Origin of the sequence: Nostoc sp., assembly GCF_036916985.1 — a bacterium.
Classification (GTDB): domain Bacteria; phylum Cyanobacteriota; class Cyanobacteriia; order Cyanobacteriales; family Nostocaceae; genus Nostoc.
Genome location: NZ_JBALFD010000082.1, coordinates 1 through 14,162, shown reverse-complemented (window position 1 = coordinate 14,162; position 14,162 = coordinate 1). Strand labels below are relative to the sequence as shown.

Annotated in this window: 11 protein-coding genes; 4 read left to right on the top strand and 7 right to left on the bottom strand. The window is 41.5% G+C overall.

The features are described from left to right. Positions 1-25: 25 nt before the first annotated feature. Positions 26-196 carry a hypothetical protein gene (locus V7L07_RS26490; protein WP_335061865.1) on the top strand — a complete coding sequence of 57 codons (171 nt, stop codon included), beginning with the start codon at positions 26-28 and terminating at the stop codon, positions 194-196. A gap of 57 nt (positions 197-253) precedes the next feature. On the opposite strand, the gene V7L07_RS26485 is transcribed toward V7L07_RS26490, so the two are convergent. From V7L07_RS26485 to V7L07_RS26475, 3 genes are all read right to left on the bottom strand, one after another. After that, the gene (locus tag V7L07_RS26485) at positions 254-793 is read right to left on the bottom strand and encodes a Dps family protein (protein WP_335061864.1); all 540 of its coding nucleotides are present in this window, start codon (positions 791-793) and stop codon (positions 254-256) included. Positions 794-1,560: 767 nt separating this feature from the next. Next, positions 1,561-1,920: a hypothetical protein gene (locus V7L07_RS26480; RefSeq protein ID WP_335061863.1), complete on the bottom strand. Its 360-nt coding sequence runs from the start codon at positions 1,918-1,920 to the stop codon at positions 1,561-1,563. 528 nt (positions 1,921-2,448) lie between these two features. Continuing rightward, on the bottom strand, positions 2,449-3,549 hold the full coding sequence (locus tag V7L07_RS26475; protein WP_335061861.1) for a glutamate--cysteine ligase: 1,101 nt from the start codon (positions 3,547-3,549) through the stop codon (positions 2,449-2,451). A gap of 260 nt (positions 3,550-3,809) precedes the next feature. Here V7L07_RS26475 and V7L07_RS26470 point away from each other — a divergent pair, with 260 nt between their 5' ends. Together V7L07_RS26470 and obgE are read left to right on the top strand one after the other, a co-directional pair. Then, positions 3,810-4,487 (top strand): Mo-dependent nitrogenase C-terminal domain-containing protein, encoded by a 678-nt coding sequence (locus tag V7L07_RS26470; protein ID WP_335061860.1) that lies wholly within the window; start codon positions 3,810-3,812, stop codon positions 4,485-4,487. Positions 4,488-4,600: 113 nt separating this feature from the next. After that, positions 4,601-5,629 carry a GTPase ObgE gene (gene obgE / locus V7L07_RS26465; protein ID WP_334697803.1) on the top strand — a complete coding sequence of 343 codons (1,029 nt, stop codon included), beginning with the start codon at positions 4,601-4,603 and terminating at the stop codon, positions 5,627-5,629. A 671-nt stretch (positions 5,630-6,300) separates the two neighbouring features. On the opposite strand, the gene V7L07_RS26460 is transcribed toward obgE, so the two are convergent. Further along, positions 6,301-9,420 (bottom strand): PAS domain S-box protein, encoded by a 3,120-nt coding sequence (locus tag V7L07_RS26460; protein ID WP_335061858.1) that lies wholly within the window; start codon positions 9,418-9,420, stop codon positions 6,301-6,303. Between the two features lie 672 nt (positions 9,421-10,092). Here V7L07_RS26460 and V7L07_RS26455 point away from each other — a divergent pair. After that, positions 10,093-10,548, top strand: a complete 456-nt coding sequence (locus tag V7L07_RS26455; protein WP_335061857.1) for a DUF2141 domain-containing protein — start codon at positions 10,093-10,095, stop codon at positions 10,546-10,548. Between the two features lie 107 nt (positions 10,549-10,655). Here V7L07_RS26455 and V7L07_RS26450 read toward each other — a convergent pair whose 3' ends face one another. The 3 genes from V7L07_RS26450 to V7L07_RS26440 all read right to left on the bottom strand — a co-directional run. Beyond that, on the bottom strand, positions 10,656-11,822 hold the full coding sequence (locus V7L07_RS26450; protein ID WP_442936088.1) for a peptidoglycan-binding protein: 1,167 nt from the start codon (positions 11,820-11,822) through the stop codon (positions 10,656-10,658). Between the two features lie 185 nt (positions 11,823-12,007). Further along, positions 12,008-13,069, bottom strand: a complete 1,062-nt coding sequence (locus V7L07_RS26445; RefSeq protein WP_335061853.1) for a DMT family transporter — start codon at positions 13,067-13,069, stop codon at positions 12,008-12,010. Between the two features lie 391 nt (positions 13,070-13,460). Continuing rightward, the coding region (locus V7L07_RS26440; protein ID WP_335061852.1) for a transposase at positions 13,461-14,162 on the bottom strand (702 nt) is incomplete at its 5' end.

The following is a 14,162-nucleotide window of genomic DNA, read 5'->3' as shown; positions in this document are numbered from 1 at the left end:
AATACGCTTTGGCTAAGGTTTTTTAATGAAAACTATAAATCACAAAGATGCGATGAATTGCCGCCAATACGAAAGACTGATTCTTGTAGAGACGGCGATTCATCGCGTCTCTTGTCTGAACCTAATAAATAAATCGGCGGGCGGCTATCCTGGACACCTCTCTTGTTGGGATAGGATTCCCGCCGATTTTCGTTGAGGGAAAAATCAATCCTCCCTCAACTAATTTCACAGTCAGACATTCCTCAGTTAAAAGCTATACACCTACAGGAGTCTTAGACTTTGATGCTGGCTTTCTACCATCTGGATCTAATGCTTCCCCTTCAATAAATGAACGCAGCATCCAAGCAATCTCCTCATGCTGTTCCAGCAGTCCAGTTAAAAAGTCAGCAGTTCCTTGATCGTGAAACTTCTCACCAGACTGATCTACATGATCTCTCAAGTTACGAATAACCTGCTCGTGGTCATCCACTAGATTAGCTACCATGCCCGTAGCTGTGGGAACATTACCAGCATGTTCCTTCAGGGTAGCAAGCTTGAGAAATCCCTCTAAAGTGCCAACTGGATAACCGCCCAAAGCACGAATCCGCTCTGCCAAGGCATCAATATTTAGAGTCAACTTTTGGTAGTGTTCTTCCCAAAGCTGGTGCAAAGAGCGGAACTGAGGGCCGACGACATCCCAGTGGTACTTTTTGGTTTTCACTAGCAATAAATAAGCATCTGCTAAATCTTGATTTAACAGATTAATTACACCTTCACGCTGTTCTTCAGTCAAACCAATGTTTATCGCGCGCATTATTTTTCATCCCTAAGCAAACTTATTTATTAACTTCCCAAATTTTCTACCTAATCCACATCAACCAAAGGAAGCATTATGAGTTTAAATTAATTATCACATTACATAGTTATACCTATGTCTTAATAGGTAGTAGCGCAAGGCAAAATTCAAAATTCAAAATTCAAAAATATTACAGCGTAAGCATTTCATTGATTTTGAATTGGTAGCTTATTTACGCCGTGTTGTAGTAGTACTATTCAGATAATAGGAGTTTTAACAATTAACATAGATTTATTTATTTTTGGTAAAAAAATAATCATGATCAGCTGTTGCGTCTTTAATTTGCACTAATATTTTTTCAATATGATTGTAGGGTGGGTAAAATGAGCGCCCTGATAATGTAAGTTGTATACGTAACAGCTTATTGATATATAGGAATCCTATTTGATTTTTGAAATTATCTACGTAGTCGGGGAGTAGGGAATTAGGCTTTTCGAGTTGTTGTACCGAGCTTTTTTAGAAATCAAATATTAGTCCTATAGTAGTCAATTAAGACAGTTATAAGCAAAACTCCGCAAAGTATCTAGTGCAACACGGCGTAAATAAACCACCCATTTAAAATAGCCAGAAAGCTTACAAAATATGCATTCTTTCTTTTTACTTTTGCCTTTTTACTTTTGCCTTTTTGTACTAGCCTATTTTCCCTAAGTGTTTAACAAATCATAATGGGCGATCGCTTTTACGCAATCACCCATTATTACCGATAAATTACCAAGGTATTAACTCTATTTCTTACCTGTAACTTTATCCAACAAATTCTTTACATTTTCTTCTACTGAGTTTGCGCTCTGCGAATTTCCAGGATTCTTTTGCTGGTCAATATCAGCATCTCCCTGAACCTCATTGAGTCCTTTGTTAGACTCCTTTTGAACCTTTTCCAGTCCCGCTGGTGGTTCTTTCGCAGCTTCGTCAGTTTTGCGCTGAATATCAAGTAGTTGTGTAGTACCTTCGGTAGGCTTGCTTTGGTAGCTATCGATTGCAAAAGCAGGAAAAGCATTAGAGAATAATATTAGGGCACAAGTAAAAGCTACGACTAGAAAACGTACTGGACGGAAAATAGATAAAACAGAAGCAATAGTCTTCATTTGAAATCCTCGTTAACAGCTTTAACAACGCAGAACTTTCACCGAAAGAGCGAAGCACATACCCTTATTTAGCAATTTGAGCAATCATAAAAATTGTCAGCCGCGCTTCAATCTAGAAGTTCTTGAAAAATGAACCTGAAGTTCAAATTTAAGCTCTTCCTTTCAGGTTCCATGCTTATACTTTTACTTTGAGAATGCGAATGTCTGCATCAATCTCTAGAATGAAGTTTACTACATCTTTAGTTATAATAAAATCAATCTCTAGGTATATCGACTTAATCTTTCATGGCTCTGCTATTGATGTTCAGTTCGCTCAACTTTATCCAATCAAAGAACTTTTTGGATTAATCCGGTTCAGTTAAACCCAAAATCCCTGCTAGAGACGCGTTAGCTTGATGAAGCGAAGCTTTGCGTCTCTAAAAGTCTCAAATCAGTACTACAAATTCTTAACCCAAGCGTATTGCTTTAAGGATTATGCACCTGAGACACTTCTTTTGAAGTATTAATTTATACACAAAATATTTTCCTTTAAACTTGATAAGTCTGCCTTATTACCTCTTCTATTGAACTTACGCGATGGAACATTTCTATTAATTCATGGGATCTTGTTTTTCGCTTTGCCAGCAGCACTTTTAGTGGTGTTAAATAATGAACATCTGAATCATCTCCCAAAGCGACTTCGGCTGCTTGTAAGATTTTTGTCGCATTTACGAAAATATCCTCGTTGTCAAAACCTTCTTTTGCAGAAAGTTGATGTAGTGCAGCATCAGGTACAGTTGCTCTACCCAGCAAAGTTTCATCTAAAACCAAGCCTTTCAATAATGTCAGCAAAGCCGCATAGATTAAAAAATCATCACAACTATCACAAGCCTTAAATTCAATACGTCCTACTTCAGCCGGAATGCGGGCGATTTTTGTCAAAGAAGGTATGCTCTTAATCAGTTGTTCCTGTTTCGGAACAAAAACTAAAGTTGCTGGTCTTTTTCCAGTTCTGATAAATGTTCGTACTGATAAACCATTCCATAAACCTCCCTGATAAAAAGGAGAACTATAACTAAAAGGAACAATATATGGGCTGTAATAAGTTAATTTTCTACCAATATCAATCACTCTTTCTATAGACAAATCTGCCACTGAAATATTTAAGTCTGGCCCATAAGATACCATGTGAATATTAGCAGTTTGTTCGTCAGGATAAGCTTCTAGCTGTTTGATTTCATAATTGTTTAATGGGGGTTGAGGCTCAAAGGCTGGATTGTAGGGATTGAAACTAACCAAAACTGGTAATAACCCAAAATCAGTAGCAACCTCACGTAGTAAGTTAAAACTTTCTGATAATTCGTTAATAGCGCCTTGAATATGAGAATGGATAGTTGTTCTAATTTCAATACCTTTAACATGACAGTCTATCACCTCATCGGAATCTGCAAATCTTTCAAATCCCTCAATATACCATCTCTTCATCTTAATCCCCGCATCCCCGACACGTAATTGAGGATAGTCGCTGGGGTATGTAGGTAGCCTTTCAATAATTTGATTGAAATCAGCAAATTTTGTGTGAGAAAAATCAGCAAATTTTCCTTCTTTATTTAAGAAAGCGACTTCATGCTCAATGCCAAAGAAAAACATTATGTATACCTTAATTGTTTAGAGTTAACCTAATAATAGTAATCCTAAATCATTTGTGAAAATCAGATAGGATTGCGATACAGGAGGAAATAACAAGCAGGTTTGTATCCTGACAAACTTCCATCACTGTGTTACGCAAATTTCAGTCTTGAATCTTATTTATTTTTCAATTGTGAATTTTCCCTACTCCTCCCACTACCTTCATAGTCACTGGTTAGGGTAGCTTAGTAGTGACTGAGGAAAGCTTGAGACGTGAGTTTATGACAAGTACCGTTCAATCCCCCTACAGCAGCGAACAGATTGCCGCTTGGTTGCGTGGACTGCTAACCATTGCTTGGGCAGATGGTAATTTTGACGATCAAGAACAGGAATTAATTGCCAGCATCACTAAAGATGAATTAGCTCTTGGGATAAAATGGGACTCACTAGAGGTAATTACGCCAGAGGAATTAGCCGCAGTGTTGGGTAAAGGTACGCCAGCAGCGGAAAATTTTTTAAGGACAGCAGTGATGGTAGCGATCGCAGATGGTACTTATTCTCCCAGCGAAGATGAGGTTCTGCAACAGTTCTGCCAAGCCTTAGAACAACCAGAGAATTTTCTGGAAGCCCTTCGCCACACCCTAGAACACCCAGAGCGAATCACCTCCACTATCCCCAGCACTGGACTTACAAAGCGTCAAATAAATGCACTACACCCCCTCCGTGACTGGCTGGATGGGTTAGATATCCAAGACCCAAGAGTAGCCCGCTTTTTGTGTAAAATGATTCCCTCCCAATGTCCCTTTGAGCGGGATGTCACCTTATTTGGACGCAAGATTGTGCATATTCCACCGATGTGTAAAATTAACCCCTTGTATGAGCAACTGGTAGGCTTACGTTTTCGTGCCCTCTCTTATCTAGCAGACAAATGTGGTGAAGATATTTCAGCATATATTTGAGTGCTGAGTGCTGAGTTGGAGAGTTAGGAGTTAAAAGTAAAGAGTAAGGAGTTAAAGTTAATTAAAAACTTATAATTTATAACTCAAAACTCAAAACTCAGCACTCTAAAAATATGCAATTTATCGACCAAGCAAAAATTGAAGTTGAAGCTGGCAAAGGTGGCGATGGTATTGTCGCCTTCCGGCGAGAGAAGTACGTGCCCACTGGTGGCCCCTCTGGTGGTAATGGGGGGCGAGGTGGTTCGGTGTTTTTCGTTGCCGATGAAAACCTACAAACCTTGCTGGACTTCAGATATAACCATCGTTTTCAGGCAGAAAAAGGTACTCGTGGTGGGCCAAAGAACTGCACTGGAGCCGCAGGAAAGGATTTAATGATCGAAGTTCCCTGCGGTACAACCATTTATGATGCTGAAACTGGTGAATTGCTGGGGGATTTAATTGAACCTCAGCAGACTTTATTGATTGCCCAAGGTGGTAAAGGCGGACTAGGAAATCAGTATTTCTTGAGTAACCGTAACCGCGCCCCAGAATACGCCCTTCCAGGATTACCAGGGGAAATAAAGCAGCTGCGCCTAGAGTTAAAACTTTTGGCAGAAGTGGGAATTATTGGCTTACCCAATGCTGGTAAATCCACTCTAATTTCATCTTTATCAGCAGCACGACCAAAAATTGCAGACTACCCCTTCACTACCCTCATCCCGAATTTGGGTGTAGTGCGGAAACCTACTGGCGATGGTACTGTTTTCGCCGACATTCCCGGATTAATTGCGGGAGCAGCTCACGGGGCTGGGCTGGGGCATGATTTCTTGCGCCATATCGAGCGCACACAGGTGCTACTTCACTTGATTGATGCCACTAGTGATGATGTGGTTAGAGATTACAACACAATCAAGGAAGAATTAAAAGCTTATGGACAGGGTTTAGCAGAACGTCCGCAAATTTTGGCACTGAATAAAATTGATGCAGTCGATCGGGAAACTGTTGATTTGGAGGCGTTAGCCACCCAACTAAATCATCTCTCCTACGCCCCAGTTTTTGTAATTTCAGCGGTTACTCGCACCGGATTAGAGCCGATGTTACAGGAAATTTGGGGAATTCTCGACCAAATGAAAGTTCCTGAAGCAGTGGAGGTATTTAGCTGACCGAACAAGGCAAAAGTAAAAAGGCAAAAGAAAAAAAAGAAAAATGGTTTGTTTGCGTAGCGTCTCGTAGAGAAGCCCCTAAATTTATTTATGGAACGAAATAAAAACATTTATTTCGAGACGTGCAGCGCGAGAAATAATACGTGGGAGCATCCACTTTTGGAAGAAACACCGGGCGATTGGAAATCGCGGCTACACAAACGAAGTCCGCCTACGCGGACTCTCTGAAACCCGTCTGCGCGGGTTTAGTTTGTATAGCCCCAGACTTCTAGTCTGTTCGCGTAGCGTGGGTCTTAGCGCAGGGCGATCCGCCAAAAGTCGATGTCTCCCTAATACGTCTTTCTTAAATCCTCTAAATTTAACGTGAATTCGATTGCTCATATAATACAGCACTTCCGGCAGCTATGAGGTACATCCTCAAAACTAAAAGCTATGCTAGGAGGGGGCAAGGATAAAAACTGTATTGCATAATAGCGGGAAGCGCTGTATCTACACAATTTGCTCAATCAAAAAACCTCTAAGAAGGTTTTACTACGCAAAACCGTCCCTCTCCGACTCGGAGAGGGACAGACTTGAACTTTAGTTCAAGGCAGGGAGAGGTCTGTCGAACTCACGTTAAATTTATTTATGGGAATTATCTTTTTACTTTTTACTTTTTACTTTTTACTTTTTTAAGTATCCTGGCTCAAGGGAATCTTAATCACAAACTCAGCGCCTTGTCCTGGCTGCGAAATACATTCTAAGAAACCGCCATGTCTTTGTGTAACAATCTGATAGCTGATGGCAAGTCCCATTCCCGTACCTTTGCCGATGGGCTTGGTGGTAAAGAAAGGATTAAATAGTTGTTTCTGAACATCTTCTGTTATTCCTAATCCATTGTCGGCAATCTTAATTGTTACCAGATTTGGCTCTTGTAGTTGGGTACAAATGTAAATTGTCGGAATTGGGCATTGAGAAGAGGCAGAGGGGCACTTAGCAGGGAGCAGAGGGGAAAGAGGTAATTTTTTATTCTCCCCCTTACCCCCTGCGCCCTGCTCCCCTGCTTCTTCCCCACTCCCCGCTCCCTCTTCTAAAGCATCGATCGCATTTGACAAAATATTTATGAATACTTGATTTAGCTGCCCAGCGTAACATTCAACCAGGGGTAATTTGCCATACTCTTTGATGATTTTAATTGTTGGGCGTTGGTCATTACCCTGGAGGCGGCTTTGCAAAATCATCAGAGTACTGTCGATTCCTTCATGAATATCAACAACTTTCATTTCGGCTTCATCCAAGCGCGAAAAAGTTCGCAAGGAAAGCACAATCTCTCGAATCCGGTTGGCCCCACCTTTCATTGAGTTGATTATTTGTGGCAAATCTGATTTCAAAAATTCCAATTCGATTAGTTCTACAAAATCCTCAATTTCTGGTACAGGTTCAGGATAATGACTTTGGTAGAGTTCTAAAAGCAAAAATAAATCTTGGGTGTATTCCTGGGCAGGCGTGAGGTTGCCATAGATAAAATTGACCGGGTTGTTAATTTCATGTGCCACTCCTGCGACTAGTTGCCCCAAACTGGACATCTTTTCACTTTGAATTAAGTGAGTCTGGGTATGTTGAAGTTCCTGGAGTGCAACTTTAAGTTCTTCGGCTTGTTGTCGGAGTTGCGCTTCCGACTTTAAGAGGGCTTCCTTGGCTTGTTTGCGTTCTGTAATGTCTCTAGCAACAGCTACCTGACAGAAAGGCTCTCCTGTTTCAGGATGTTTAACTATAAACAGGCTGCAATCAGTGGGAATTTCTATACCTGTTTGAAAATGTCTATGGCGAAACTCGCCTTGCCAGAAACCATGTTGCAACATCAAAGGAATAATTTGTTGCTGAAACTCGGCAAAAGCTTCTGGTGAATGAAAATCAACCACTGACTTTGTTTTGGCTACTTCCAAGTTACTAAGTCCCAACATCTTGAGTCCGGTTGGGTTCACATAAGTAACTTGCCCTTCCATTGAAGAAATGCCAATAAAGTCACTGCTGTTTTCAATCAAGGCGACAAATTTTTGTTGTTCCTCTTCGGCGCGTTTGCGTTCTGTGATATCTAACACCATTGAAGCAACGCCAATCACCTGCCCATCAGGAGCCACTAACGGATTGTTATACCACTCACCAACTATTACTTTGCCATCTTTAGTGATGTTTTCATTAATACTAAAGCTTCCTCCGCGTTGTGTTAGCAGGGCGGTGATAATCTCATTTACGTGCTTTTTGGCATTTTCAGGTATTATGACCTCAAAACAATTCCCCAGCATTTCCTCTGTGGTGTATCCAAAGATTTTTTCTGCCGCCCGATTCCATGTCTGAACCTCAAATTTGGTATTCCATTCAATAATGGCTAAAGGTGTTTGCTCAATCAGCAATGCTAGTTTTTGCTGTGAAGCCCTGAGTTCTGCCTCTGCTTGCTTGTATTCGGTAATGTCGCGGTAGTACCAAATTCTACCGTAATAGTCTCCTAAAGGTGATGTGTCATCACAAGCCCCTAGCTGTTTATGCACAGGTGCAGAATAGCGTTCAAAAATCTTTCCAGACTTCAGGAAAATTTCATCACGGCTGCTTTTTTCTGGATGCTGGTAAAGATATTCTGTTTTAGCGAGAAATTCGTCTGGATTTACTAGTTGGTCTAGCACCCATCTCAAAATTTGACGAGCATCGCGTGTTTGGAGTAATGCGGCAGGAATTTGCCATAGCTGGGAGAATTTCTGATTGGATGATATAACTGTACGATTTTCATCAATAATCAGAATTCCGTCTATGGAAGCTTCTTGTTGAGCTTGGAGTAAAGCATTAGTACGGTGTAGGTTTTTCTCTGCTTGTTGGCGTAAGCGCAACATAGCTTGCTGTTCGCTGATGTCTCGAAGCAACCAACGCCAGCCGACCTGCTGACCCTCTGAATCATACATAGCAACCATCTTGATACTAGCAGGGAAAACTGTACCTACTCGTAACTTTAGATGGACTTCCCAATCCTGCACCTGCTGCAAATTTGCCAATTTGGCCATGACAATTTGGTGGTCTGCTTCAGCGACAAAGAGGATGAATGGTTTACCGATGAGATAGTTTTGTCTCACAGACAGTAAGGCTCCACTTACATAGTTAGCCTCTTTGATGATGCCGGCGACATCAGTCACCAAGTAAGCATCTGGGGCCAGATCAAACAAATCCTGGTAACGCTGCCGCTCTAATTCAGCCATTTCGTGAGCGATCGCAAATTTTTCGTTTTGTTGGCGCAGTTCTTCTTCAACTATCTGGAGTTCTTCGAGGGTTTCCCGAAATGCCTCGCTATTTTGTATTTGTTCAGTAATATCACTAGCTCTGCCACTCACACCGAGAATTTTACAGACTTCATTCTGCAAAATGATGTCTCGAATACTACCCACCAGAAATTTATTACCAGTCTCATCCTCAAAGCAAGACTTTTTTGTAGAGATGAGATGGGTTACACCCTGAGGATCGGTAAAAATATCCTGGTTCTCATTAGTAATATTTGTGGTGAAAACCAGTTCATCTCTTTCCCGAAACACATCAGCTTCCATTTGCGGCAAAAAATCATAGTCTGACTTACCAATTAATTCTTCTCGGCTATAACCGACGAAATCACAGTAGGTATCGTTAAGTAATACCCAGCGATGTTGACGGTCTTTGACAAAAATTGGGTCAGATATGCCATTGATTATCTGATGCAGAAACGCCAGACAGAAATTTTGCTGCTGCGTGTTTTGTTTTGGCGCAGAGTTATCTAAGAATCTAGGATGGTTCATACCCGAATTTATCTCTAAAATCAAGCTAAACAGCTTTTGTTTAGCGGTGTGTGTGTCAGCATGAGTAGTCTTTATTATTCCCAGACTAGCTACAAATGCAACAGGGGATTGGGGCTGGGGATTGAGAAAATTTTGTTTTCTTTGGGAACAAAAAGATGGGCTACGCCAACGCATTCATCGACTGTGACCGAAAACGACTCATGATACAAGCCCCTAAATTGATGATGTTGTTAGCGAATTAGTCAGGGGTCAGACCCACAAGTAGAGCGTACCTCTTTGGGGATCTTGCTACGCGCAGCGTCTCCAATAGTTGCAACGTGACTGTTTGAAAAAGTACATATAATACTTTCTGAATAATATTTCCAAAGAATATTTATCGAAAAAGTGAAGGTTCAAAACCTCGCCCCTTGTGGGCGAAACAGTCCTTGTATCTGAAGGTAGGTAAAAACCCCTCTTCCCGTTGTGTCTGTCTTGATTTTGAAGTAATGAGTAATAAGTAATAAGTAATGGGTATTACTCATTACTCATTTTATATTTACAGATGTGCCAAGAGATGAAATATGGCTAGATGCTTGCAAGTATTGACTGAATAATGTCAGGATGAGTCTGCGCGCTCTTCATACAAGTGAAAACTTAATTTCAGAAAAACTTATTTTATTCTGTGAAAATTTTATGCTTAAAGGATTGAGAGTTAGTCTGCTACTATTAGCAGTTCTGGGAAATCTGGCATGGTCATTTAGTGCCAAGGCAAATTTTAACGGTAAACTTACTGTGGAAATAGATGGCTTGAAGAATAAAGAAGGACAAGTCTGTGCGAGTATCTTTGCAAGCAGTGAAGGATTTCCTAGCGATCGCGATCGCGTCTTACAAAAGCAGTGTACCAAAATTACTGACAATCCCTTAACAATTACCTTTGACAACTTAAAAGCAGGTAGTTACGCCGTTGCTGTCTTCCACGATCAAAATAATGACCGCATTCTTAATCGCAATATCTTGGGTATACCAAGCGAAGGCTTTGGATTTTCTAGCAACCCAGAAATTCGTACCAGAGCGCCCAAATTTAGCGAAGCAGCATTTTTAGTCGCAGGCCCGAATACCAATATCCAAATCCAGTTAAAATATTTTTAGGCTGACAGCAGATTTAAACTTACTCCACTGTCATAAGAGCGTTAGCGAGTCATCGAGCGTCACAAGCGTCATTTTGAATTTTGAATTCGGAGCAAAGCGACGTGACTCTATTGTGGTGAATCTTTGTCTGAATTTTCCGGTAGACTTTGTTGTTCTGGTAAGCCACGCATTCGATTCATCTGAGTTAAAGCATATCGTGCTGTTGCTTGCACATCTGGGTCTGGGTCTTCCAGCGCATGGCGCAACATCTGAGTCATTTGACCCATCATGTCATAAACGCGTGTCAGGTCACGGATCGCATTTTGCCGCACCTGCGGGCTTTCGTCTTGGATTGAAATTGCTAAAGCACGGTTCATCGGTTTGAGTATGCGAGTACCAATTTCTGCCAAAGCTGCCAAAATTAAACTGGTTTCTTGAGAATCAGCATCAATCATCAGATCAACTAGATGTTGAATTGCCCGCGAATCTCCCTGCTGACCCAAATCCCAAATAGCCTTACGCCGTTTCGTGGGGTCAGAACTGCGTAAGTCTTGAATTAATTCGTCAACGATATTGAGTTTAGCAAGACGGGAAGTTTTTTCTGGTAGCAGCAATTGTGGGGGAGGTGGTGGCGTAGTTATTTGTGGGTTACTTATAGTCTCTGGTGAAGGTGGTGTCATCTGTTTTTTGTTAGCTTCACTTAAACTTTTAGTATTAGATATCTCGTACTTTTGAACTTTGGTTAAATTGCCATATTTGACCTGACGAAACCATCTCAGTAGGTAAAAAAGTGCGCCTATACATCCCATAACTCCGATGGCAAATATTAACCACCAGACAAAGCCTCTCTCGCTTGGCTTGGGTTTTGCAGTTGGTTTAGAAGTTGGAATAGTTGCAATAGGAGAGGCAAATATTGGAGAGGTGATAATCTGATTTTTGGTAGCCAAAGCAGCTTGCAGTTTTTTACTAGTCTCCAAACCTGTAAGACCATCTACTTCTAAACCCTTTGCTTTCTGGAATTTAGCTACAGCGATTTCCGTACTGATAGTGTACTGTCCATCTACTGCACCACTGTAGTATCCCAACTGCTTTAATTGGGTTTGTAGTCTCTGCACATCTGATTTTCGGCTACCATATCTCAAAACAGCCGGACTAGCAGTAACTATCGAACTCGCTTGTGCAAGTTCTAAAATTTTAGGTGCTAGGTTAGGTGTGGCTATACTTGAGCGACTTGGGTAAAAACCCACACAAGAAAAACAGGTAAATATCAGAATTGAGGAACGGCATAGCCTCATATTGCAAGTTTCAGCCTAAACGTGCTTTTGAAGTCTTCGATACCACAATAGCTTCTTGATGACCAAATGTTAACTGTTATTTTTTATTGGGCATTGGGCAAAACAGTTCCGAGTTCCGTTAGCGGATAGCTAAGGTTTAGCCCGTTCCGAGTGCTGAGTAGGGAATCTCACTTCTTTACTCAGCACTAAGTTTCTGGTTCAGATTCTCTGACTACTAGACTTATGGGGTTCAATTTGTTAAGAGATTTTTCTAAAACTGGTTGCTGTATATTAGCTATTTCGCCGACGGTAATTGTGTTGTTTTGTCCTGCTAAAGCATCACGTTGGTTAATTAGATAGATGCTGATTAAAGTGAGAAATACTCCTATCCACTGTAACGGACTAAGGACTTCTGATAGAAAAAGATTGCCAAATAGTAGCGCAAAGACGGGTGTGAGGAAGGTGAGGGAACTAAGACTAGTGAGACTGCCACTAGAGGCAAAGTAGAAAAATAAACCGTAGGCGATCGCACTGCCAAATACAGTAGCATAACTCAAAGCCGCTAAATCAGATCCTCCCAGATTCTCCCATTGCTGGGATTCGACAACTGATGAAACCCCCCATAGTGGCAATCCACCCAGAATCATGTGCCATCCTGTAGCGCTTACTGGGTCAGCATATCGGCACACAAACCGAATCAACACTGTTCCCACTGCCATTGATAGCGCTGCTAACAGCATTAACCACTCACCACTAGCAAACAAATCTTGCCAGTTGCCTATTGTAATATTTGCGCCTGAGTCGAGAAAATGTAAAATCCACTCATCAGGTAAACCAATTAAACTAATACCTGTGACTCCCAAGCCTAGCCCCAGCCATCCCCAAAAACCAATGTGTTCTTGGAATAACCACAACGACATCAATGCAACAGCTAAGGGTTGTGAGTCAATCATCACAGACCCTAACCCTGCACTGGTTCTAACTAATCCCTCTGCCAAAAACCCTTGAAATAGCGTCCCATCAACTAGGGCAAATAAGGCAATCCACAGCCATGCAGCCCAACCTTTCGGCTGGGGTTTACCCATAAATGCTGCTGCAATCAGAATTAACACCCCTGCTGGTATCAAACGCACTCCTGCCATGAATAGCGGTGTGGTATGGGGTATCACTCCTTTCATGGCTACCATTGCCGTTCCCCATAGAAAAAAGGGGGCGATTAACAGGAGTGAGGCGAAGGGAAGTCGAGATGCACTGAGTTTCAGTTGCATGGGTTTGCTGATGCCTTTGTTTAACAAGCGCAAAAATTGCTTTACCCAATCTTACCGAATTATGTAGTTTTGCGATCGCATAGCGTCTTGGAGAGAAGGAAAGAATACTCAGGTGTCGTAACGAATTCTCTGCGCTTACCTCTGCATCCCTATCCCTCCGCAGACTAAGAAAAAATTGAGGTGCAAGGGACTTCCCACAAATAAATTAACGTGAGTTCGACAGACCTCTCCCTGCCTTGAACTTTAGTTCAAGTCTGTCCCTCTCCGACTCGGAGAGGGACAGGTTTTGCTTAGTAAAACCAGGGAGAGGTCTTTTGGGTGGACATGATATGACCAGTCGAACTCACGTTAAATTACCCAATATTGTGGGGTAGCCAAGATGCCATTGGCGTCAAGTTAAGGCTGGTTCCCAAATGTCAAGTGACCTTTTGGCATTATCCCTATGCCGTTTGCGAACAGCTTTAACAAGTCCCATTGAGCGATGATTTTCGATAAGCCAAGGTATAAGTTCTAACTGTGGGTTCTGCAAGCATGCACGGTTAAAGAAATACAAACTGCGGAACACCATCTCAATAGAAATACGTTCTACAGGCTGCTGTAGAGCGATAGCAACATCGGCACATAGATCGTTGAGTACAGCGTAAAAAATACAAGTTGCATAGAGTTGCATTTTGACCCCGTTAGCTCCCCCAACCCAGAGGTAAGATAGACCCAGCAAGCGTTTTGTAAGTAAAAAAGCATCTTCAATACGCCAACGTCGTCTGTATAAATCACATATTTGCTGTGCTGAAAGTAGATCCGGGTCAATCACATTGGTTAAATAGTTATACCAAGTATTACCCCACAACACTGATACTTGTCGCATTGGATGGCGACATGGGTTAGTATGATGCAGTCCCATTTGAATAATCTCATCTTTGTAATCAGAGGTACGCCATAATACACGCACAGTCCGATAAACAACTTTCGATTTTTGTCTTGTTAAAACATACTTACCAGCATCAGTTAAAGCATCAAACCACTCAAATCCATAGAAACCCATATCTACTAATAACAAACCATTTACTGGCAGAATTGATAATAAAGATTTCCA